This is a genomic window from Sphingomonas mali NBRC 15500, assembly GCF_001598415.1.
GTDB classification, from domain to species: Bacteria; Pseudomonadota; Alphaproteobacteria; order Sphingomonadales; family Sphingomonadaceae; genus Sphingomonas; species Sphingomonas mali.
In genome coordinates this window covers 1-20,151 of the sequence record NZ_BCYX01000048.1, presented here as the reverse complement: position 1 = coordinate 20,151, position 20,151 = coordinate 1, and the positions used below count along the sequence as shown (strand labels likewise).

Below are 20,151 nucleotides of genomic sequence, written 5' to 3'. Positions count from 1 at the left end.
CGATCGATCATGAGCTTCCCGACCATCATCCTGCTGCTGCCATATCATGGTGAGGTAAAGATTAACCGATCGCCACCGCTTGACTGAATAACGCGTTATATAGCACGTTATATGTATACCGAATCAATGGAGCTGGGACGATGAGTGACGACGTGATCGCCTTGGAAGGCGCGGTGATGCTGGGAAGTCGGCTGAAGCGGCTGGCCGAACGGTTCCAGGCGGGCGCGGAGCGGATCGCCCTGGATTGCGGACTTCCCACCCAGCCAAGCCAGATGCCGCTGCTGACCGCTTTGGATCGGCATGGCCCGCAGAGCGTCGGCGACTTGGCCGACCGGATCGGGATCAGCCAGCCCGCGGTGACGCGCATCCTGTCGCGGTTGGTCGAACTCGGCCTGGTCGAAGCGAGCCGCGACGAACGCGACCAGCGCACCCGGACCATCGCGCTGACGGCTTATGGCCGGCAAACGATGGAGACAGCCCGTACCTTGCTGTGGCCAAGGCTGCGCGCCGCCGTCGGCGAAGTCTGCGACACCGAGACGCTGCTTGCGCAGATCGCGCTGGCCGAAACTGCGCTTGCGGCACAGCCGCTCGACCAGCGCCCGCGCGGCGGGCTCGCGATCCGGCGGTTCAGCGACGCGCTCGCACCTGATTTCTACCGCATCAACGCGCAGTGGATCGAGGACATGTACACGCTCGAACCGACCGATATCGACGTGCTGACGCATCCGCGCGAACGGTTGATCGAACCGGGCGGCGACGTGCTGTTCGTCGAGGATCCCGACCTCGGCATCGTCGGGACGTGCGCGCTGCAGAAGACCGGCGAGCGTCAGTTCGAGCTGACCAAGATGGGTGTCGTCCCGGAGGCGCGCGGGCGCAAGGCTGGCGAATTCCTGCTCCATGCGACGATCGAGCGCGCCTTCGCATTGGGCTGCGACCGACTGTATCTGCTGAGCAACGCCAAGGGCGCGGCGGGCGTGCATCTCTATGAGAAAGCGGGCTTCGTGCACGATGCCGGAATCATGGAGGAATTCGGCAAGCGCTATGCGCGGTGCAATGTCGCGATGCTGTATCGGGGAGCGAGGTAGAGGGCCTAAATCCTTCTCCCCTTGTGGGAGAAGGATAGCGCAGCTTGGCAGCTTGCTGCCTAGCGAAGCTTGGATGAGGGGAGCGGCGCAATAGCGCCGCGCGACCGCGACGCGGTCGCCCCCTCACCCTCCCGCCGCCTGACGGCGACGGGTCCCTCCCTCTCCCACAAGGGGAGAGGGTTTATGCAAAGAAAAGGCCGGCGGATTGCTCCGTCGGCCTTTCTCTTTTCGTTCGGATGGGCGCGGGCAAAGCCCGCGCTTGCCGTCGGTCGGGATCTTCGGCGGAGCCGAAGCCCCGCCGTCCGTTCCGATTTCGTGTCGGGAGCAGCTTTCGCTGCCCCCGTCCGAAATCAGAAGTCCATCCCGCCCATGCCGCCCATGCCGCCGCCGCCCATGGGCATGGCGGGCTTGTCATCCGGCAACTCCGACACCGCCGCTTCGGTGGTGATCAGCAGACCGGCAACCGAAGCCGCATCCTGCAGCGCGGTGCGAACGACCTTGGTCGGGTCGATCACGCCGGCAGTGACGAGGTTCTCGTACACTTCGGTCTGGGCATTGAAGCCCTGCGACGGGTCGTTGCCCTCGAGCAGCTTGCCCGAGATCACCGCACCGTCATGGCCGGCATTCTGCGCGATCTGGCGCAGCGGCGCGTAGAGCGCCTTGCGGACGATATCGATGCCGCGGGTCTGGTCGTCATTGGCGCCCTTGAGACCTTCGAGAGCCTTGGTCGCGTAGAGGAGAGCGGTACCGCCACCGGGGACGATGCCCTCTTCGACGGCCGCGCGCGTGGCGTGCAGCGCGTCGTCGACGCGATCCTTGCGCTCCTTGACCTCGACCTCGGACGCACCGCCGACCTTGATCACCGCGACGCCGCCCGCGAGCTTGGCCAGGCGCTCCTGGAGCTTCTCACGGTCGTAATCCGACGTGGTGTTCTCGATCTGCTGGCGGATCGCCTCGGTGCGGCCCTTGATCGCGTCGGCATCACCGGCGCCATCGACGATGGTGGTGTTGTCCTTGTCGATCGAAACGCGCTTGGCGGTGCCGAGCATGCCGATGGTGACGGTCTCGAGCTTGATGCCGAGATCTTCCGAGATCATCTCGCCCTTGGTCAGGATCGCGATGTCCTCGAGCATCGCCTTGCGGCGATCGCCGAAGCCCGGCGCCTTGACGGCGGCGACCTTCAGGCCACCACGCAGCTTGTTCACCACGAGCGTGGCCAGAGCCTCGCCCTCGATGTCCTCGGCGATGATCAGCAGCGGACGGCCCGACTGGACGACCGCTTCCAGGATCGGGAGCATCGCCTGCAGGTTCGACAGCTTCTTCTCATGGATCAGGATGTACGGATCGTTGAGCTCGACCGTCATCTTTTCCGGATTGGTGATGAAGTAAGGCGACAGATAGCCGCGGTCGAACTGCATGCCCTCGACGACGTCGAGCTCGAATTCGAGACCCTTCGCCTCTTCGACGGTGATCACGCCTTCCTTGCCGACCTTGTCCATCGCTTCGGCGATCTTCTCGCCGACGACGGTGTCGCCATTGGCCGAGATGATGCCGACCTGGGCGATCTCGTTCGAGCCCGAGACGGGCTTCGAGCGCGACTTCACGTCCTCGACGACCTTGATCACGGCGAGGTCGATGCCGCGCTTCAGGTCCATCGGGTTCATGCCGGCCGCGACCGACTTCATGCCCTCGCGAACGATCGCCTGGGCCAGAACCGTGGCGGTGGTGGTGCCGTCGCCGGCGAGATCGTTGGTCTTCGACGCGACCTCACGGATCATCTGCGCGCCCATGTTCTCGAACTTGTCCTTGAGTTCGATTTCCTTGGCGACGGTGACGCCGTCCTTGGTGATGCGCGGAGCGCCGAACGACTTCTCGATCACGACGTTGCGGCCCTTGGGCCCCAGCGTGACCTTGACCGCATCGGCCAGGATATCGACGCCGCGCAGGATGCGCTCACGCGCGTCGCGGCTGAATTTAACGTCTTTGGCTGCCATGTTGGCTGACCTTTCCGATTAAATGAAATTGAGAAATTGGAGTTCGAAGGAAACCAGCCGACGATCCCGAGCCTGCTGGCGTTAGCCAACGATCCCCAGAATGTCGGATTCCTTCATGATCAGCAGGTCTTCACCATTGACCTTGACCTCGGTGCCCGACCATTTGCCGAACAGGATGCGATCGCCGGCCTTGACGTCGAGCGGGGTGACCTTGCCGTCCTCGCTCTTGGTGCCGGTGCCGATGGCGACGACTTCGCCTTCCTGCGGCTTTTCCTTGGCGGTGTCGGGGATGATGATCCCGCCCGCAGTCTTCTCTTCCGCCTCGACACGGCGAACGAGGACGCGGTCATGCAACGGACGAAAGTTCATTTGCGTGAGTCCCTCAATAGTATTGAATTGGGATTAGCACTCAGTTCCCCCGAGTGCCAACGCAGCGCATATGTGTCTCGTGTTCCAACTCGTCAACGGGGTTGGAGGATTCTTTTCCATTCGCGCGCCGAGACCACTCGAACCCGCGACGGGTCGGTCAGCCCGGCAGTAACCCGAGTCGCTCGCGCATCGCCCAGCGCGCCACCAGCAGCGCCGACACGACGGCCAGCCCGACCGCGAGTCCGACCCAGATGCCGACGCCTTGCCAATGCAGATGAAACCCGAACAGGATCGCGGTGCCGAACCCAGCCACCCAATAGCCGAATGCCGCAACGACCATCGGAATGCGCGTGTCCTGCAACCCGCGTAGCGCGCCCGCCGCGACGGCTTGGGCGCCGTCGAACAGCTGGAACATCGCGGCGACCGCGAGATACTGGATCGCCAGCGCCACTTCGCGCGCTCGCGCCGGATCGTCGACATTGACGTAAATGCCGACGATCAGCTTGGGCGCGATCCAGATCGTCGTCGCGGTCAGCACCATGAAGCCGGTGCCGGTGACGATCGATGCCCAGCCAGCGCGACCGATCCAGACACGATTACGCGCGCCATAGGCCATGCCGACCCGGATCGTCGCCGCCTGCGCGATGCCGAACGGCACCTGGAAGGCAAGTGCGGCGATGTTGAGCGCGATCGCGTGCGCCGCGACTTCGGTCACGCCGATCAGTCCCATCAGGAACGCCGCGCCACCGAACAGCCCGCCCTCCAGCGTGAAGGTCAAGGCGATCGGCGCGCCGAGCCGCGCGATCTCGCCCATCCGCTGCCAATGCGGCAGCCACCATTTGCCGAACAGCCGATAACGCCGGAGCCTGCCGTCGAACGCCAGGATCGCGGCATAGGCCAGCATCATCGCGATCGCAGTGATCAGGCTGGCGATCGCCGACCCCTCGAGCCCCAGCGCAGGGAAGCCGGCATGGCCGAACACCAGCAACCAATTGCCGAGCGCGCCCATGCCGAGCGCGCCCGCTGTCACCAGCATCGCCCAGCCCGGCCGGCCGAGCGCGGCAGCGACGGTGCGCATCACGCCCGCCCAGATATTGGGCACCATGATGAACAGCAGGATGTCGAGAAACGCACCGGTGCGCGCCGCCACCCGCGGGTCCTGCCCCAACAGCAGTAGGATCTCCTTCCCGAACGCGAGCACGACCATGAAGAACAGCCCACTGATCAGGCCCAGCCACATCGCCATGCGAAACGACCGCCGCACCTGGCGAACGGCATGCGCGCGTGCGCCAAGTTCGGCGGCGATGATCGGTGCGCAGGCGCCGGTGAAGCCGATCATCGCCCACATGATCAGGCTGAACAGGAACACGCCCAGGGTCGCCGCGGCGAAATCGATCGCGCCCAGCCGCGCGACGAACATCACGTCGACGGCATAGACGCCCATCTGCAACAGATTGGCGGCGACCAGCGGGCCGGACAGGCGCAACAACGCCCACAGCTCTGCGCGCGTCGAGGCAGGGGCAGGGCCGGCCAGCGGCATGGGGGCAGCTAACGCGACCATAAGTCCGCGGCCTCTAGTCCAAATCATGCGTATTGCTCAACCATCACACTTGCGGCTATCGCGGCTTTACGACACGCTGCATGGCGCAGTGGGAGACGATCGACGTGAAATTGGTACGCGGCGCCTGGAAGATTCTGGTCGGCATCAAGGACGGCTTGGTGCTGATCTTCATGCTGCTGTTCTTCGGCATCCTGTTCGCCGCCTTGTCGGCCAAGCCAAACGGCACGGTTCGCGACGGGGCGCTGCTGCTCAAGCTCGACGGTCCGATCGTCGAACAGCCGGAGAACGTCAGTCCGTTCGCCGCGATGCAGGGGGGACGCGCACAGCATCAATTCCGCCTGCGTGACCTGGTCCGCGCGATCGACGCGGCCAAGGACGATTCGCGGGTCAAGGTCGTGGTGCTCGATCTCGACGGTTATGGTGGCGGCTATCCCGCCGCGGTGACCGAGGTCGCCAATGCGCTCGGTCGGGTCAAGGCGTCGGGCAAGCCTGTGCTGGCTTATGCCACCGCTTATACCGACGGCAGCTATCTGCTCGCGGCCAATGCCAGCGAGGTCTGGCTCAACCCGATGGGCGGCACGCTGTTCATGGGCCCGGGCGGCAATCAGCTTTATTACAAGGGCTTGATCGACAAGCTCGGCGTCAACGTCCACGTCTATCGCGTCGGCAAGTTCAAGTCGTTCGTCGAACCCTATGAACGCGATGCGCAGTCGCCCGAAGCGAAGGAAGCGCTCACCGCGCTCTACGCATCGATCTTTAGCCAGTGGAAAGACCTGGTCCACAAGGCGCGCCCCAAGGCGCAGATCGACACCTTCCTGACCGCGCCCGACCAGGCGATCGCCGCGACCAAGGGCGATATCGCCCATGCCAACCTCGCCTCTGGCCTGGTCGACAAGCTCGGCGACCGGCTCGCTTTCGGCAAGCGCGTTGCCCAGCTGGCCGGTGATGGCCCGAAGAAGGTCGCGGGCAGCTTCGCCACAATCAAATATGACGATTTCGTCGCCGCGCACCCGATGGCCAGCTCGGGCGACAAGATCGGCATCGTGACCGTCGCCGGCGATATTGTCGACGGCAAGGCCGGCCCCGGCACCGCCGGCGGCGACACGATTGCCAAGGCCGTACTCGATGGCCTCGCCAAGAAGGACCTGAAGGCACTCGTCGTGCGCATCGATTCGCCCGGCGGGTCGGCGCTGGCGTCGGAGAGGATCCGCAAGGCGGTGCTCGAAGCCAAAACGCAGAAGCTGCCGATCGTCGTCTCGATGGGCGGGCTCGCCGCATCGGGCGGCTATTGGGTGTCGACGGTCGGGGATCCCGGCGCGGTGTTTGCCGAACCCAATACGATCACCGGGTCGATCGGCATCTTCGGCATCATCCCGACCTTCGAGAATTCGCTCAAGAAGCTCGGCATCACCACCGATGGCGTGAAGACCACCCCATTGTCGGGCCAGCCCGACATTTATGGCGGGACCAACAAGCAGGTCGATTCGATTCTGCAGGCGTCGATCGAGCATGGCTATGCCGAGTTCATCGGCCGCGTCGCCGCGGCGCGCAAGATGACGCCGCAGCGCGTCGACGAGATCGGCCAGGGCCGGGTCTGGGATGGCGGCACCGCGCGCCAGCTCGGGCTGGTCGATCGTTTCGGCACGCTCGACGACGCCGTCGCCGAAGCCGCCAAGCGCGCCGGAATCGACCCCAAGAACGTCCGTCGCGTCTATCTAGAGAAACAACCGGGCTGGTTCGCCCAATTGGTCCAGGGTTTTGCCGACAAGGACGATGACGATGCCGGTGCGGCCGACGACACCAAGGCGGGCGATCTCTTCGCGATGCTCGCCGCGCAACGTCAGGACGTCCTCGCCCGCGCCCTCGGCGACGCCAAGCGACTGGCGACGGTGAATTCGGTGCAGGCACGCTGCCTCGAATGCGTCGGCTTCTCGGACGCTCGCGCCGACGAGGACGACCGCACCTTGGCGCAGATGCTGATCAAGGCGATCTGGCAGTGATCGCGCTGCGCCCGGCGCGCCCCGAAGATGCAGCATCGATCGCGGCGATCTACGCACCCTACGTCCTGACCGCGACGGTCTCGTTCGAGACTGAGGCGCCCGACGCGCGGGCGATGCGCAGCCGCATGGCCGCGAGCGATGGGCTCTATCCATGGATCGTCGCAACCAATGGCGTCGAGGATGGCGATGCCGTCCTTGCCTATGCCTATGCCACCAAGTTCCGCGAACGGCCGGCCTATCGCTACGTCGTCGAGACTTCGATCTACGTCTCGGGGCCGGTCCAGGGGCAAGGTGTCGGACGGCTGCTCTATCCCGCGCTGATCAATACGTTGCGCGCACAGGGATTCGTCCAGGCGGTGAGCGTGATTTCGCTACCCAACGACTATACGATCGGGCTGCACGAAGCGGCGGGGTTCCGTCGCCAGGGCGTGTTGCGAGAGCTCGGTTTCAAACAGGGTCGCTGGATCGATGTCGGCTTCTGGCAGCGCGAGCTCAACGATGCCGCGATCCCGCCGGCCGAGCCCAAGCCGTTCAGCGAGGTTGGCCTGGTCCGCGCCTGATATTGCGATAGTTCGGTCCCGACCTAAGTGTCGGCACCTGCACCAGGTCGGCGCGTTGTCTCCGGCATGAATCACCTGTCCTCGCAAACCCAGGCCCCGCACGGCACCGCGGCGGCGATGGGACTGATCGCAATCGGCTTTGCCGGCAGCACGATGATCACGCCGCTTTATGCCTTATATCAGGCCCAGTTCGGTTTCTCCGCCGTCGTGCTGACGATCGTCTATGCCGCTTATGTCATCGGCAATCTCTCCGCCCTGCTGTTCCTAGGCCGCTTGTCGGATCGTATCGGGCGACGCCCGATCGCGTTCGCCGCGATCGCTTTGTGCCTGATCGCGGCTTCTGTCTTCCTGATGGCGCAGAACACCGCGTGGCTGTTCGCGGGACGTGTCGTCAGCGGCCTCGCCGTCGGGCTGGCATCGGGTACCGGCACGGCCTGGCTGGTCGATCTCCGGCCCGACGACCGCCCTCGCGCGACCTTGCTCGCGATCCAGGCCAACTTGGGAGGGATCGGCCTGGGGCCGTTGATCGCCGGGTTGCTCGCGAGCTATGCGACGCGGCCACTCATCCTGCCTTTCCTGGTCTATGGCGCCGCCATCGCCATGGTCGCCTTAATGGTGACGCGGACTCGCGAGACGGTCTCGACCCGAGCGATCGACGCCGCGCTGTTCCGCCCGCAATTCGCCCTGCCCCACAACGCACGCGCCGCATTCGTCGCGCCCGCCGTCACCTCGTTCACCGCGTTCGCCTTTGTCGGTTTCTACGCGGCGCTGCTGCCGTCGATCCTCCACCAGGCAATGCATCTCTCCAGCCCGGCGATCGGTGGCGCGATCCTGGCTCAATTGTTCGCGGTCGCCGCCGCGACCATGCTGGCGACGCGCCGCCTGTCGAGCCGGATGGCGATGCTGAGCGGGCTGATGACCATCGCGCCAGCGCTCGCATTGCTGGTTCTCGCGCAGTCGCAACAGAGCCTCGCATTGTTGATGCTGGGAACGACAAGCGGCGGCGTCGCGCTGGCGCTCGGCTATCGCGGCAGCCTCGAGATCGTCAACGCGATCGCACCCGCCGATCGCCGCGCGGGCCTGGTGTCGGTCTATCTGGTGATCTGTTTCATCGGCAATTCGCTTCCGGTGATCGGCGTCGCGATGGTCGGTGCCGTCGCCGGACCGGTCAGGGCCAGCGAGATCTTTGCCGCCGTCATGCTCGTATTGGCCGCAGCGGCATTCGTCACCGGGCTGCGCTTTGCGCCGCATCGGCCAGTCCCGGCCTGCGAAGCGCGCTAGCCAGCCTCGCCCTTGCGATAGGCCGGCAGCGCGAGCTTCCAGCGCAGCGCCGCCGCGCGCAGGGTGAACCCGGCGACGGCCGCGATGCCGGCGGCGACCGGCAACGGCACGCCGAGCAGCCCCAACGCAACGTAGGAGCCCGACGCCAGCGCCGCCGCGGTGACATAGATTTCAGGCCGCATGATGATCGACGGCTCGCCCGCCAGCACGTCGCGGATAATCCCGCCGACACAGGCGGTGACCACGCCCATCAACGCCGCCGGCACCGGGGGTACGCCGAACCCGATCGCCTTGGCCGCGCCGAACACGGCATAAGCGGCGAGCCCGACCGCATCGAACCAGTCGAGCGCCGCCCCACGCCACCATCTGACGGGAGTCAGCCACACCGCAAAGGCAACCGCCAGACACGCCGCCGCTGCGCGGCTGTCATGGATCCAGAATACCGGCGCCCCGATCAACAGGTCGCGCACGGTCCCGCCGCCGACGCCAGTGACGAGCGCGAAGAAGCAAAGCGTCACCATCGTCTGCCCGCGCCTCGCCGCCGCAAGCGCGCCCGACGCGGCGAACACGACAAGCCCCGCCAGGTCGAGCCACGGTGCGATCGCTGGGAGCCATTCGGGCGTGTGGGGGAGCATTGGCCGATGGGTAGCGCGACGCGCCTGGCTCCGCCACCGAGGTTTGGATCAGCGGCAAGAATTCCGAGCGAGCTAAAAATCAGACCGTCATCCCGGCCCGTCTTGCGATCAGCTGCGCTAGTATCGAATGCAACCAAGCTGAACGTCCCCCCGGCCTTGTGCTGGGGTCCACCGGGCGGCAAGCCCGGGAAAGGAAGCTCCTGCTACGCGCTATCCTGCACCGTGGATGCCGGGACAAGCCCGGCATGACGGCCAAACCTTCGTGCTCCACCATAGACGGCCGGGCGGGACACGGGACAATCCGCGCGACGAATAATCACGCATACGCCGGCGATAGTCCCCCAAACGCAATTGGGGAGCCGGTGTTGCCACCGACTCCCCTGTCGCCGGACTTCGATCCGCTCATCACGTCTTGCGACCTGACCGCGCTTTCTGGTTTCGGCGGCTCGCTACGCCCGTGCTGTCCGAAGACGGCGCCAGGTTTCGCGCTTTGCTCCGTTCGGATCGTCTTGCGACGTTCCTCCCTTTGCACCGTTCCGGTCGAACTGTCCGAAGACACTTCTCCCATCCCGGATCGCTCCACCCCTCAGACCCGAAAGTCTCTGGAATCTCGCGTTTGCTTCGTTCGGATCGTCTTGCGACGTTCTTCCCTAGGCACCGATCCGGCCGAACCACCCGAAGGCATTTCGTCCATCGCGGTTTGCTCCACCCGGCTGGCCCGAAAGCTGCCCTGGCATCGCTCCGTTCCACTCGGTTTGATCCGAAGACCCACCTGAGCTTCCCGGGTCGGTCGTCGGCGCCGGGCGCGATCCTCCGAAGAGTCTCAGCAACCCGGCCACCGGCGGCCTACGAAGATAGTTTGCCGAAGCATTCTGTCCTCGCTTTGTCGCCTCGGCGCCCCTTTCATTTCCCCGGTTGCCCGGTTCGATGAACAGCGTTCCGTTGCGACCGCGATCAATCCGCCCGAAGGCTGTCTGATCACGTGCGGTCCGTCAGATGCATGGTCCGGCCGTCGCGCTTGCGCGCTCCATTCGGACGCAGCAGCGCTGCCGTCCCTACTTCGAAACCGCCTTCCTCCCCTTGCGGGTCGGATGCACTTTCTCGAAGATCAAGTTCTTGAACTTTCGTCCGATTTCTCGGTGAACCGCTCTCGTTCTCGATGTCATCATGCTGTCACCAAAGCCGAGTCGCACCAAGCACGAAACGCCTACCGGCCCCTGTGGATAACGTGGATAACGTGCACAGATGGCGGCGGCGTTGAAACAAAGTGTCGCGCGCTCAATTCGTCCCGGATTCGGCACGCCATGCAACCCAATCGTCGCGAGAACGTTACGCACCCGGCATTGAATCACATCTACAAGGAAGCAAGGGAAACAATATGCGTAAAGTTCTGCTCGCGCTCAGCGCGGCATCGATGGTCACCTCGATGGTTGTGCCGCTTACCCAGGCCGACGCTCGTCGGCATCAATATCGCGAATGGCGAGGCCGCGACGGCCGGGTTTATTGCCGGAAGTCGAACGGCACCACCGGTCTGGTGGTCGGTGGTGTGGCCGGCGCGCTGGTCGGCCATGGCATTGCCGGCCGCGGTGACAAGACCCTCGGCACGATCGTCGGCGGTGTCGCCGGCGCGTTCGGCGGCCAGGCGATCGACAAGACGATCACCAAGAAGCGCCGTTGCCGCTAAGGCGATACGATTGAATGGGGCGCGGTTCGCAAGGACCGCGCCCTTCTTCTATGAGGAATTCACCATGCCTACACGCAGCGGCTCGGCAAAATACGAAGGCTTCGGCAAGGACGGCGTCGGCCATGTCTCGACCCAATCGGGCGTCCTCAACGACCAGAAATACGGCTTCAACACGCGCTTCGGCGACGAACCTGGCACCAATCCCGAAGAATTGATCGCGGCGGCGCATGCCAGCTGCTTCACCATGGCGCTCAGCTTCGCGCTCGCTCGCGAGGGCTTTACCGCCGGTACGCTCGAAACCACCGCGAAGGTGACGCTGGACAAACAAGGCGAAGGTTTCGCGATCACGCGTTCGGACCTGACGCTCGCCGCACGGATCGAGGGCATCGACGGCGCGCAGTTCGAGCGGATCGCCGCCGACGCCAAGGCCAATTGCCCGGTGTCGAAGGTCCTCAACGCCGAGATCACGCTGACCCACACGCTCAACGGCTGATTCGGCCCCAACTGTCGCTTGGATGAACGCGAGGTAGTTTCACGTTCACGCAACCTCCCCGGGGGCCGGTTTGTTTTACCCGCACCCGAAAACGAAGGGAGAATGATGATGCGACGGCTAATCATGGCCGCCCTGGCCAGCAGCGTGACGATCGCTCCGATCGCGGCAACGGCCCAGGACAATCCGAACCAGGCGCGCAAGGAATATCGCGACGAGGTTCGCGACGCCAACAAGGACTATCGCAAGGATCTGCGCCATGCCGACAATTGGCGCGACGTCCAGCGCGCGAACCGCGAACGCAGGAGCGAAATCCGCGACGCACGCAAGGACTATCGCCGGGACGTCCGCGACTGGCGCCGGTATCGCTCGTACGATTGGAACCGCACCGAGCCGGGCCAGCGTTATTATTATGCCGACCGCTATTATCGCGACGGCCGCTATTATCGCCCCTATCGCCTGAGCCGCAACGATCGCGTCTATCGCGGCAATGACGGCCGTTATTATTGCCGCCGGTCGGACGGCACGACCGGCTTGATCGCCGGCGCGGCGCTGGGCGGGCTTCTCGGCAACGCGTTGTCGAACGGACGCTCGGCAACCTTTGGCACGCTGCTGGGCGCCGCGGGTGGTGCGGCGCTAGGCTCCTCGATCGATCGCGGTCGCCTGGTCTGCCGCTAGACAGGCGAAGCGTTCAGGAGAGGAAGGCGAGGGTCCGGCGGCAAGCCGGGCCCTCGTCGCGCATCAGCTTCCGCTCGATGCCGGGGTCGTGCCGTTGAAGCGGATCGTGACGAATGAGGCGTCACACAGATTGACCGCCGGGAAGACGGTGGAAGTCGTATCAGCGAAGGTCGCCTTGATTTCCCATTTGCACTGCGACGCGGCCTTGTCGAAATGGACCGTATTTCGGCCACCAACCTTGAAGTTCTTGGGCTTCTCGCCTTCGTCGACCTTGTTCTTCTGCCATTGATTGGCGCCTGCCGGCGACAGTTCGATCAGCGTGATTTCCTTGCCGGAATTGTTGATCAGGATGAAATCCCAAGCGTCGGCATAAGCGGGGGCGGCCAGCCCCAGCATCGCGACGGCCACCCCGAAACGGTAGCGCATATGACGTCCCCTCAAGCCTCCCGCCTCTTAGCGGACGGGCGCGCGGGACGATCTTACAGGATACCACCGCCCAGGAACAGGCGGAACGCGGCAATCGCCATCAGGACCAGGTTGATGATCAGCCCAGCCTTGTTCTTCGACAGCGCGCCGAACAGCAGCCCGACCGCGCCGATCAGCAGCCCGAGCCAGTTCAGCCAGCCGAGGAACGGGATCAAGGCGACGAGCGTGACGACCAGCAGGATCACGCCAATGATGATCGAGAGCACATTGAGCATGTCGCGTCATATGTGGGCAATACACCTCGGACGCAAGCCCAATGTCATCATCGTAGGCCGTTTCTTAACCAATTCGGGGGCATGGCCGGCGCCGAACCGATCGGAGTTTTTGGGTGGCTATCACCTTTCGCAACCTGGCCTGGGCGCTCGCGCCGCTCGCGCTCGCCGCGTGCGGATCGAAGCCGCCCGCCGACAGCAATATCGACTCGCTCGATGCCGAACTCGCCGGCGGCAATACGACGGGCAACAGCCGAGACCCGGCGATGATGAGCGCGCTTCAGGACCAGATCATGGTCGATCCGGCGCTGACGGGCCAGGCCAACAACGACGCGGTCCGTCCGCCGCAACAGCCTTATTCGGGCGCGACTCCGCCCGATTCGGTGGCGCCGTCCAAGACGGACGGTAGCAACATCGCCGACGGCACCGGATCGTCGAGCGGCGGCAGCAAGCCGGCCCCTGCCCCGGCCCGGGATTGCCCGCAATGCAAGGTGAAGCGCGATTCGGTGACGCTCGGCGCGCTGGCGCAGCGTCAGGCCGACAAGCGCACATCCGGCTGCGCGCGTAGCCTGCAATATTCGACCGCCTGGGTGCAGCGCCTGCCCAGCGACATCCCGCTCTATCCCGATGCCCGCGTCGACGAGGCGGCGGGCGTCGCGGGCAATGGCTGCGCGCTCCGCGTCGTCAGCTTCTCGACCGGCGCCTCGGTCCAGAGCGTGATCGATTTCTATTACGGCCGCGTCACCGCAGCCGGTTATTCGGCCGAACATCAGGCCGATGGCGGGCAGCATGTGCTGGGCGGCGTGCGCGGCAAGGACGGCGGCGCCTATGTCATTTACGTGGAAAAGCGCGGCGACGGCAGGACCGAAGTCGATTTAGTCGCAAATAACGGGAACTGATTGGGTTCTCATCACTTCTAGCCGCTTCAGCATCGACGCGAGCTCACCCTCCCGATAACGGACAGCAAGGGTCACGCCGTTCGCGTCGATGTTGAAACCGATCACCGCGAAGTGGTGATCGCCCCGGCGAAGGCCGGGGTCTGGCGCCGCAAGCACCCAACCAAAACTTCGTCATGCCGGGCTCGTCCCGGCATCCAACGGGCAACAACGGCTGGATTCCGATGTGGAAGGTTGGCCCCCGGAACACGTGTGGTGCGACGATTAGCCTGGTGCCCGCAATCCCTCCCCCAACCCCGCATTTGTTCATCTGCCCGCGTGCGGCTACAGCGCGCGAATGAATTTCCTTCTCGTCATGGCGGGCGGTGCCCTGGGCAGCGCGGGCCGCTATCTGGTCGGCAAGCTGACCCTCGACTGGTTCGGGCCCGATTATCCCTGGGGCACGCTCGCGGTGAACCTGATCGGCGGGTTCCTGATGGGCGTGTTGGCGGGCGTACTCGCGCGCACCGGCGGCAGCGAGCATACCCGGCTGTTGCTCGGCGTCGGCGTGCTGGGCGGCTTCACCACCTTTTCCTCCTTCTCGCTCGATACCGTATTGATGATCGAGCGCGGCCAATCGAGCGTGGCGATCCTCTATGTCCTGGTTTCGGCGATCGGCTCGATCCTCGCGCTGTTCGGCGGCCTGCACCTGATCCGGGCAGTGGCATGAGCGATATCCGCACCTTTATCGTCGCCCCCGACGACGACGACATCCGGCTCGATCGCTGGTTCAAGCGGCATCTGCCCGACACAAGCTTCACGACCGTCGCCAAATGGGCGCGCACCGGCCAGTTGCGCGTCGATGGCGCGCGCGCGGCGCCCGGCGACCGCATCGCGGCGGGCCAGACATTGCGCTTCCCGCCGCCGGAGCCGGTCCCCGTCGCCGGCAAGCCCAAGCGCGAACGCCCTCCCCTCACCGACGATGAGATCGCCTTCGCGCGCGAATTGGTGATCCACCAGGACGCCCAGGCCTTCGTGCTCAACAAGCCGCCGGGGCTGGCGACGCAAGGCGGCACCAAGACCCTCCAGCATGTCGACGGCCTGCTCGACGCGCTGCAGTTCGACAATGAAGGCCGGCCCAAGCTGGTCCACCGGCTCGACAAGGACACGTCGGGCGCCCTGCTCGTCGCCCGCACCTCGCGCGCGGCGGCCTTCTTCGCCAAGGCGTTTTCGGGCCGCACCGCCAAGAAAGTCTATTGGGCGCTGGTCGTCGGCGTCCCCTCGATCGAGGACGGCATGATCGAGCTGCCAATCGCCAAACAGCCGGGCACCGGCGGCGAGAAGATGCATGTCGACGAGGCCGAGGGCCAGCCCGCGCGGTCGCGCTATCGCGTGATCGAGCGCGCCGGCAATCGCGCCGCCTGGGTCGAGTTGCAGCCGTTCACCGGGCGCACGCACCAGTTGCGCGTGCACATGGCGGCGATCGGCCATCCGATCGTCGGCGACGGTAAATATGGCGGCCCCGAAGCCTTCCTGACCGGCGGGATCAGCCGCAAGATGCACCTCCATTCGCGGCGCATTTCGGTCGACCATCCCGATGGCGGCAAGATCGACGTCGAGGCCGAACTGCCGACCCATTTCGCCGAGAGCCTGGCCGGACTGGGCTTCGACCAGATGGCGGGCAACATGATGCCGCTCGACGAACCGGCCCCGCCGACCAAACAGGTGAAAAAGGCCTGGGCAAAAGCGCACGCCAAGACCGTGCGTAAGGAACGCAAGGGCGAACGCCGCAGCCGCGGTGCCGCGGTCGAACCACGCAAAAGCGGGCCGCGGTCTAAGACGGCGGGTCCCAAAAGCACAGGTCCCAAGCCTTCGGGTGGCAAGCCTGTGGGTTCCAGATCGGCGGGTCCCAAGCCCGGCAGTCGCAAGTCTTCCGGCCCTCCGTCGTCGGGGCCCAGGTCCACAAGCCCCAAGGGCCCGCCTCGCAGGGGCCGCTGATGCATCCCAATGCCGCGTTCCGCTGGGAAGATCGCGACGCGATGCGCGCGCTGGTCACCGAGCTCGGCTTCGGTGCGCTGTTCTGCGCCACGCCCGACGGCCTGCGCGTCGCGCATGTGCCGGTCGTGTGGCTCGACGACGCGACCATCGGTCTCCACCTCGCGCGCGGCAACGGCATCGTCCGCCATCTCGATGGCGCGACCGCCTTGTTCGTCGCGCAAGGCCCGGACGGCTATGTCAGCCCGGATTGGTACGGGCTCGACGACAATCAGGTACCGACCTGGAATTATGTCGCGGTCGAACTCGAGGGCACGATGCGGCGGATGGAGCATGACGCGCTGATCGCGCAGGTCGACCAATTGACCGCTCAACAGGAAGACCGGCTCGACAAGACGCCATGGACGCGTGGCAAGATGGATCCGGCCATCTTCGACAAGATGACGAGCGCGATCGTCGGCTTCCGACTGGAGGTTACCGCCTGGCGTGGCACGCTCAAGCTCGGCCAGAACAAGCCCGAGGCGGCGCGACTCGCCGCAGCCGACGGGGTCGAGGCGTCGGGGCGCCGCGGCATCGCGCACTGGATGCGCAACGCATGAGCAGCCCGATGACCAAACTGGCGATCTTCGACTGCGACGGGACCTTGGTCGACAGCCAGGCCAATATCTGCCGCGCGGTGGAAGAGGCACTGACCGAGGCGCGGGTCGAGGTGCCGTCGCGCGACCGCATCCGCCGCATCGTCGGGCTGAGCCTGGTCGAGGCGATGCAGGCGCTGCTGCCCGAGGCCACCAATGTCGATCACCGCCGGCTGGCCCAGGCTTACAAGGACAAATTCTTCGCGATGCGGACGAGTGGCGCGCTCGCCGATGAGCCGTTGTTCGACGGCATCGATGCGATCGTCGAGCAACTCGCCGGCGACGGCTGGATGCTGGGCGTCGCCACCGGCAAATCCGATCGCGGGCTCGACCATATCCTGACCGCGCATGGCCTGAAGCACCATTTCGTCACGCTGCAGACCGCCGACCGCCACCCGTCCAAGCCGCACCCGTCGATGATCGCGGCGGCGATCGCGGAAGCTGGCGCGGACCCGGCGCGCACGGTGATGATCGGCGACACCAGCTTCGACATATTGATGGCGGTCAATGCCGGGGTCCGCGCGGTGGGTGTCGCCTGGGGCTATCATCCCACCGAGGAACTCGTCGCCGCAGGCGCGCATGGCGTGGCGCTTGCAGTCGCCGACCTGCCGCATCATCTGGAGGCATGATGACCGATTCCGCAGTCCAGTCCCGCAACCGCTGGTTGATCATTACCGCCGTCCGCTTGCTTGCGATCGCCGGCGCGGTGTTCGCGGTGATCCTGATCGGGCGCGCGCCAACCTGGCCGCCCAAAGTGCTGGGCGTCGCGATCGTGCTGTCGGCGCTCTACATGTCCTGGGCCGTTCCCGCCTCGCTCGCGCATCGCTGGCGCACGCCCGAAGAGGCACCCAAGCGGACGACCAAGACGCGGCGATGAAACGGTTCTGGAAGGACGTGACGGTCGACGCCGAGCTCGGCGTGCGGCTCGACGACCGGCCGGTGCGCACGCCCGGCCGCGTCCCGCTATTGCTACCGACCGCCGCCCTGGCCGAAGCGGTCGCGAATGAATGGCGCGCCGTCGCCGACGATATCGATCCCCGCGCGATGCCACTGACCGGCCTGGCCAATGCCGCGATCGACCGTATCGCGCCCGATCCCGCTGCGTTCGCCGCCGGCCTTGCCGCTTATGGTGAGAGCGACCTGCTGTGTTACCGCGCCGACAGTCCGCCCGATCTGACAGCCCGCCAGGCTGCCCTGTGGGATCCGCCGCTCGATTGGGCGCGCGACCGGTATGACGTCCATTTCGAGATCGTCACTGGCGTGATGCATCGAGCGCAGCCCGATGCGACGATCGAGCGGCTCGGCGCCGCGATCGCCGCGCGGCCTGCGTTCGAGCTTGCGCCGTTGTCGCCGATCGTCACGATTACCGGGTCATTAGTGCTCGCGCTCGCGCTTGCCGAACGCGCGATGCCAGCCGATGCCGCCTGGGCCGCCGCCAATCTCGACGAGGATTGGCAGGCCGAGCAGTGGGGCGAGGACGATCTGGCGGTAAAGACTCGTGAGGCCCACCAGCGCGATTATGACGCCGCGGTGCGGTTCCTGAGCCTCGTCGGTTAGCCTCTATTTCGTCATGCCGGCCTCGTGCCGGCATCCACCGTGCAACAAATCCGCACGGCTTGGGCTGTGTGGCACAGTGGACCCCGGGACAAGCCCGGGGTGACGAGTGGGATTGTGGCGGGTGAACACTCCATCACCCAGCACTGACGCTCAATTATCCGGCAGTTTCCGAATGAACCCGATCAGCCCGCGCTGGCGCGAGCGTTTCAACCGTTCGGCGGTCAGGATCGTCTGAACGCAGGCGAAGCAATCGTCGAGATCGTCGTTGACCAGGACATAATCATAGCCGTCCCAGTGACTGACCTCGGCCTGGGCGCGTTCCATGCGGCGGTCGATGATCTCTTTGCTGTCGGTATTGCGACCCTCTAGCCGTTCGCGCAGCGTCTTCAGGCCCGGCGGCAGGATGAACACGCGGACGACGTCCCCGCCGGCGAGCTGGAACAATTGCTGCGCGCCCTGCCAGTCGATGTCGAACAGGATGTCCTGTCCGGCTTCGAGGTCCTTGAACACCGTCTCGCGCGGCGTGCCGTAACGCTGGTCGAACACGCGCGCCCATTCGAGAAAGGCGTCGTCGTCGACCATGTTCTTGAACGTGTCGGTATCGACGAAATGATATTCGCGCCCCTCCTGCTCGCCCGGCCGCATCGGCCGGGTCGTATAGGAGATCGACATCTTGAGCCGGCCGTCCTCTTCGGCGAGCAGCCGGTTGGCGATGGTCGACTTGCCGGCGCCCGATGGCGAGGACAGTACGAACATCAGGCCACGGCGCTTGAAGCCCGGCGGCTGCGAGGAACGGTGATCGACCATGCGCGCTACTGGCGTGCGCGCAGGGGGTGCGTCAAGCGCTGGCGGGTTCGTTCCGGAACTTGCGCGCCAGATAACGTGCGCCAAGCGCCACGCCGCCAAGCACGATCACAGCGGGAACGACTCGCTTGGCGACCTTCCAGGTCGCGACCCCGGCAAGCGCGCCGAGCGTCCCGCCTTTCCCGTCTCGCTGATCGATGTTGCGGCCGATGGCAGCGGCGATGAGGTCTCCGATCACGCAGTATCTCCCTGAAATATCAATGTCACAGCGCTCACGGAGCAAAAAAGTTTCGCGCCCGAACACTAAAGCACTTGCTAAAGTGTTGGACTCGGGATACTTAAGTACATGCTTAACGAATCACCTTCTCTCGATCGCGTCTTCCACGCTCTCGCCGATTCCACGCGGCGAGCGATGGTGGAAAGGCTCGCGCTTCGGCCGATGTCGGTGAGCGAACTGGCGTCCCCCTTCGCCATGTCGCTTCCCGCCGTCATGCAGCACCTCGCGGTGCTCGAGGAATCGGGGCTGGTCCGGTCGCACAAGGCCGGGCGGGTCCGCACCTGCCGCATCGATACCGAGACGTTCGGCCTGGTCGAACGCTGGACGGCCGATTGCCGCAGCGAGTGGGAAGGCCGGCTCGATAAGCTGGAAGACTATATCAACACCCTGAAAGGACAGCATAAATGACCGAGAAGACGATCATCCGTCCGGAACCGCTCGTGATCGAGCGCCATTTCGATGCGCCGCGCGCCATCGTGTTCCAGGCCTGGACCACGGCCGAGCACATGAAGAACTGGTTCAGCCCCGAACATTTCACCACGCCCGAAGCGGTGATCGAATGCCGCCCCGGCGGCCGCTTCGACCTCTGTATGCAGGCGCCCGATGGACAGAAATTCTGGAACCATGGTCGCTTCATCGACGTGGTCGAGAATGAAAGCCTGTCGTTCGAGGCCGGCGCCCATGTCGACGACAGCGGCAACGCGCCGTTCGCGGTACGGACCTACGTGACCTTCACCGACGACGGCGACGGCTCGCTGATGTCGGTGCGCCAGGAATATGAGATCTACGATGAGGCGGCCAAGGCCATGATCGGCGGCGCACCCGAAGGCTGGCGCACGACGCTCGACAAGCTCGAGCGCGAAGTGGCGCGGATCAGGGGGTGATCCGTCGAAAAGCCCCTCCCCTTCAGGGGAGGGGTTGGGGTGGGGCAGTGCGGCAGACGACCTTCTCTGCGAGGCATCCCCCCCCCCCC

24 protein-coding genes are annotated in these 20,151 nt (G+C 65.3%); 16 read left to right on the top strand and 8 right to left on the bottom strand.

What is annotated here, in order from left to right:
- Positions 1-140: 140 nt before the first annotated feature.
- On the top strand, positions 141-1,085 hold the full coding sequence (locus SMA01S_RS20920; RefSeq protein ID WP_066826955.1) for a bifunctional helix-turn-helix transcriptional regulator/GNAT family N-acetyltransferase: 945 nt from the start codon (positions 141-143) through the stop codon (positions 1,083-1,085).
- A 350-nt stretch (positions 1,086-1,435) separates the two neighbouring features.
- Here the strand turns inward: SMA01S_RS20920 and groL are convergent, their stop codons facing one another.
- From groL to SMA01S_RS20905, 3 genes are all read right to left on the bottom strand, one after another.
- Positions 1,436-3,079 carry a chaperonin GroEL gene (gene groL / locus SMA01S_RS20915; RefSeq protein WP_066826954.1) on the bottom strand — a complete coding sequence of 548 codons (1,644 nt, stop codon included), beginning with the start codon at positions 3,077-3,079 and terminating at the stop codon, positions 1,436-1,438.
- Between the two features lie 81 nt (positions 3,080-3,160).
- On the bottom strand, positions 3,161-3,448 hold the full coding sequence (gene groES / locus SMA01S_RS20910) for a co-chaperone GroES (RefSeq protein ID WP_066812912.1): 288 nt from the start codon (positions 3,446-3,448) through the stop codon (positions 3,161-3,163).
- Positions 3,449-3,605: 157 nt separating this feature from the next.
- Entirely contained in the window at positions 3,606-4,988 is a 1,383-nt protein-coding gene (locus tag SMA01S_RS20905; RefSeq protein ID WP_066826953.1) for an MATE family efflux transporter, read from the bottom strand.
- A gap of 125 nt (positions 4,989-5,113) precedes the next feature.
- On the opposite strand from SMA01S_RS20905, the gene sppA reads away from it, so the two are divergent.
- The 3 genes from sppA (at position 5,114) to SMA01S_RS20890 (ending at position 8,850) form a co-directional block, all read left to right on the top strand.
- Positions 5,114-7,009: a signal peptide peptidase SppA gene (sppA, locus tag SMA01S_RS20900; RefSeq protein ID WP_066826970.1), complete on the top strand. Its 1,896-nt coding sequence runs from the start codon at positions 5,114-5,116 to the stop codon at positions 7,007-7,009.
- The gene (locus SMA01S_RS20895; protein WP_066812910.1) at positions 7,006-7,569 is read left to right on the top strand and encodes a GNAT family N-acetyltransferase; all 564 of its coding nucleotides are present in this window, start codon (positions 7,006-7,008) and stop codon (positions 7,567-7,569) included. The genes sppA and SMA01S_RS20895 overlap by 4 nt, the downstream gene beginning before the upstream one ends.
- Before the next feature lie 66 nt (positions 7,570-7,635).
- A complete protein-coding gene (locus SMA01S_RS20890) occupies positions 7,636-8,850 on the top strand; it encodes an MFS transporter (RefSeq protein ID WP_066826952.1) in 1,215 nt (404 codons plus the stop codon).
- On the opposite strand, the gene SMA01S_RS20885 is transcribed toward SMA01S_RS20890, so the two are convergent.
- Positions 8,847-9,485 (bottom strand): trimeric intracellular cation channel family protein, encoded by a 639-nt coding sequence (locus SMA01S_RS20885; protein ID WP_066826951.1) that lies wholly within the window; start codon positions 9,483-9,485, stop codon positions 8,847-8,849. The genes SMA01S_RS20890 and SMA01S_RS20885 overlap by 4 nt on opposite strands.
- Before the next feature lie 1,378 nt (positions 9,486-10,863).
- Here SMA01S_RS20885 and SMA01S_RS20880 point away from each other — a divergent pair.
- From SMA01S_RS20880 to SMA01S_RS20870, 3 genes are all read left to right on the top strand, one after another.
- The gene (locus tag SMA01S_RS20880; RefSeq protein WP_066826950.1) at positions 10,864-11,169 is read left to right on the top strand and encodes a glycine zipper 2TM domain-containing protein; all 306 of its coding nucleotides are present in this window, start codon (positions 10,864-10,866) and stop codon (positions 11,167-11,169) included.
- 64 nt (positions 11,170-11,233) lie between these two features.
- The gene (locus SMA01S_RS20875; protein WP_066826968.1) at positions 11,234-11,662 is read left to right on the top strand and encodes an OsmC family protein; all 429 of its coding nucleotides are present in this window, start codon (positions 11,234-11,236) and stop codon (positions 11,660-11,662) included.
- 108 nt (positions 11,663-11,770) lie between these two features.
- Complete coding sequence (locus SMA01S_RS20870) at positions 11,771-12,337, top strand: glycine zipper 2TM domain-containing protein (RefSeq protein ID WP_174543176.1); 567 nt, start codon at positions 11,771-11,773, stop codon at positions 12,335-12,337.
- Positions 12,338-12,400: 63 nt separating this feature from the next.
- On the opposite strand, the gene SMA01S_RS20865 is transcribed toward SMA01S_RS20870, so the two are convergent.
- Together SMA01S_RS20865 and SMA01S_RS20860 are read right to left on the bottom strand one after the other, a co-directional pair.
- The gene (locus SMA01S_RS20865; protein WP_066826948.1) at positions 12,401-12,763 is read right to left on the bottom strand and encodes a hypothetical protein; all 363 of its coding nucleotides are present in this window, start codon (positions 12,761-12,763) and stop codon (positions 12,401-12,403) included.
- Between the two features lie 53 nt (positions 12,764-12,816).
- Positions 12,817-13,038 carry a hypothetical protein gene (locus SMA01S_RS20860; RefSeq protein ID WP_066812729.1) on the bottom strand — a complete coding sequence of 74 codons (222 nt, stop codon included), beginning with the start codon at positions 13,036-13,038 and terminating at the stop codon, positions 12,817-12,819.
- Positions 13,039-13,151: 113 nt separating this feature from the next.
- Here SMA01S_RS20860 and SMA01S_RS20855 point away from each other — a divergent pair, with 113 nt between their 5' ends.
- The 7 genes from SMA01S_RS20855 (at position 13,152) to SMA01S_RS20825 (ending at position 18,097) form a co-directional block, all read left to right on the top strand.
- A complete protein-coding gene (locus SMA01S_RS20855; protein WP_066826947.1) occupies positions 13,152-13,934 on the top strand; it encodes a hypothetical protein in 783 nt (260 codons plus the stop codon).
- 334 nt (positions 13,935-14,268) lie between these two features.
- The gene (gene crcB, locus SMA01S_RS20850) at positions 14,269-14,640 is read left to right on the top strand and encodes a fluoride efflux transporter CrcB (protein ID WP_245649357.1); all 372 of its coding nucleotides are present in this window, start codon (positions 14,269-14,271) and stop codon (positions 14,638-14,640) included.
- The gene (locus SMA01S_RS20845; protein WP_084250487.1) at positions 14,637-15,908 is read left to right on the top strand and encodes an RluA family pseudouridine synthase; all 1,272 of its coding nucleotides are present in this window, start codon (positions 14,637-14,639) and stop codon (positions 15,906-15,908) included. Before crcB ends, SMA01S_RS20845 begins: the two co-directional genes overlap by 4 nt.
- On the top strand, positions 15,908-16,504 hold the full coding sequence (locus SMA01S_RS20840; protein WP_066826946.1) for an FMN-binding negative transcriptional regulator: 597 nt from the start codon (positions 15,908-15,910) through the stop codon (positions 16,502-16,504). Before SMA01S_RS20845 ends, SMA01S_RS20840 begins: the two co-directional genes overlap by 1 nt.
- Positions 16,505-16,512: 8 nt before the next feature.
- Complete coding sequence (locus SMA01S_RS20835) at positions 16,513-17,169, top strand: HAD-IA family hydrolase (protein ID WP_066826962.1); 657 nt, start codon at positions 16,513-16,515, stop codon at positions 17,167-17,169.
- A complete protein-coding gene (locus tag SMA01S_RS20830) occupies positions 17,169-17,417 on the top strand; it encodes a hypothetical protein (RefSeq protein WP_066826961.1) in 249 nt (82 codons plus the stop codon). The genes SMA01S_RS20835 and SMA01S_RS20830 overlap by 1 nt, the downstream gene beginning before the upstream one ends.
- A complete protein-coding gene (locus SMA01S_RS20825; RefSeq protein WP_066826945.1) occupies positions 17,414-18,097 on the top strand; it encodes an ATP12 family chaperone protein in 684 nt (227 codons plus the stop codon). Before SMA01S_RS20830 ends, SMA01S_RS20825 begins: the two co-directional genes overlap by 4 nt.
- A gap of 150 nt (positions 18,098-18,247) precedes the next feature.
- On the opposite strand, the gene gmk is transcribed toward SMA01S_RS20825, so the two are convergent.
- Together gmk and SMA01S_RS20815 are read right to left on the bottom strand one after the other, a co-directional pair.
- On the bottom strand, positions 18,248-18,904 hold the full coding sequence (gmk, locus tag SMA01S_RS20820) for a guanylate kinase (protein ID WP_066826944.1): 657 nt from the start codon (positions 18,902-18,904) through the stop codon (positions 18,248-18,250).
- Positions 18,905-18,935: 31 nt separating this feature from the next.
- On the bottom strand, positions 18,936-19,139 hold the full coding sequence (locus tag SMA01S_RS20815; RefSeq protein ID WP_066826941.1) for a hypothetical protein: 204 nt from the start codon (positions 19,137-19,139) through the stop codon (positions 18,936-18,938).
- Between the two features lie 108 nt (positions 19,140-19,247).
- On the opposite strand from SMA01S_RS20815, the gene SMA01S_RS20810 reads away from it, so the two are divergent.
- Both SMA01S_RS20810 and SMA01S_RS20805 read left to right on the top strand, forming a co-directional pair.
- Positions 19,248-19,586 (top strand): ArsR/SmtB family transcription factor, encoded by a 339-nt coding sequence (locus tag SMA01S_RS20810; RefSeq protein ID WP_066826939.1) that lies wholly within the window; start codon positions 19,248-19,250, stop codon positions 19,584-19,586.
- Positions 19,583-20,062: an SRPBCC family protein gene (locus SMA01S_RS20805; protein WP_066826937.1), complete on the top strand. Its 480-nt coding sequence runs from the start codon at positions 19,583-19,585 to the stop codon at positions 20,060-20,062. Before SMA01S_RS20810 ends, SMA01S_RS20805 begins: the two co-directional genes overlap by 4 nt.
- Positions 20,063-20,151 lie beyond the last annotated feature (89 nt).

Excerpts from the sequence above, each read along its gene's own strand:
- SMA01S_RS20920 (WP_066826955.1), top strand. The coding sequence starts at position 141 with ATGAGTGACGACGTGATCGCCTTGGAAGGCGCGGTGATGCTGGGAAGT.
- groL (WP_066826954.1), bottom strand. The coding sequence starts at position 3,079 with ATGGCAGCCAAAGACGTTAAATTCAGCCGCGACGCGCGTGAGCGCATC.
- groES (WP_066812912.1), bottom strand. The coding sequence starts at position 3,448 with ATGAACTTTCGTCCGTTGCATGACCGCGTCCTCGTTCGCCGTGTCGAG.
- SMA01S_RS20905 (WP_066826953.1), bottom strand. The coding sequence starts at position 4,988 with ATGCCGCTGGCCGGCCCTGCCCCTGCCTCGACGCGCGCAGAGCTGTGG.
- SMA01S_RS20890 (WP_066826952.1), top strand. The coding sequence starts at position 7,636 with ATGAATCACCTGTCCTCGCAAACCCAGGCCCCGCACGGCACCGCGGCG.
- SMA01S_RS20885 (WP_066826951.1), bottom strand. The coding sequence starts at position 9,485 with ATGCTCCCCCACACGCCCGAATGGCTCCCAGCGATCGCACCGTGGCTC.
- SMA01S_RS20880 (WP_066826950.1), top strand. The coding sequence starts at position 10,864 with ATGCGTAAAGTTCTGCTCGCGCTCAGCGCGGCATCGATGGTCACCTCG.
- SMA01S_RS20875 (WP_066826968.1), top strand. The coding sequence starts at position 11,234 with ATGCCTACACGCAGCGGCTCGGCAAAATACGAAGGCTTCGGCAAGGAC.
- SMA01S_RS20870 (WP_174543176.1), top strand. The coding sequence starts at position 11,771 with ATGCGACGGCTAATCATGGCCGCCCTGGCCAGCAGCGTGACGATCGCT.
- SMA01S_RS20865 (WP_066826948.1), bottom strand. The coding sequence starts at position 12,763 with ATGCGCTACCGTTTCGGGGTGGCCGTCGCGATGCTGGGGCTGGCCGCC.
- SMA01S_RS20860 (WP_066812729.1), bottom strand. The coding sequence starts at position 13,038 with ATGCTCAATGTGCTCTCGATCATCATTGGCGTGATCCTGCTGGTCGTC.
- crcB (WP_245649357.1), top strand. The coding sequence starts at position 14,269 with ATGAATTTCCTTCTCGTCATGGCGGGCGGTGCCCTGGGCAGCGCGGGC.
- SMA01S_RS20845 (WP_084250487.1), top strand. The coding sequence starts at position 14,637 with ATGAGCGATATCCGCACCTTTATCGTCGCCCCCGACGACGACGACATC.
- SMA01S_RS20840 (WP_066826946.1), top strand. The coding sequence starts at position 15,908 with ATGCATCCCAATGCCGCGTTCCGCTGGGAAGATCGCGACGCGATGCGC.
- SMA01S_RS20835 (WP_066826962.1), top strand. The coding sequence starts at position 16,513 with ATGACCAAACTGGCGATCTTCGACTGCGACGGGACCTTGGTCGACAGC.
- SMA01S_RS20830 (WP_066826961.1), top strand. The coding sequence starts at position 17,169 with ATGACCGATTCCGCAGTCCAGTCCCGCAACCGCTGGTTGATCATTACC.
- SMA01S_RS20825 (WP_066826945.1), top strand. The coding sequence starts at position 17,414 with ATGAAACGGTTCTGGAAGGACGTGACGGTCGACGCCGAGCTCGGCGTG.
- gmk (WP_066826944.1), bottom strand. The coding sequence starts at position 18,904 with ATGGTCGATCACCGTTCCTCGCAGCCGCCGGGCTTCAAGCGCCGTGGC.
- SMA01S_RS20810 (WP_066826939.1), top strand. The coding sequence starts at position 19,248 with ATGCTTAACGAATCACCTTCTCTCGATCGCGTCTTCCACGCTCTCGCC.
- SMA01S_RS20805 (WP_066826937.1), top strand. The coding sequence starts at position 19,583 with ATGACCGAGAAGACGATCATCCGTCCGGAACCGCTCGTGATCGAGCGC.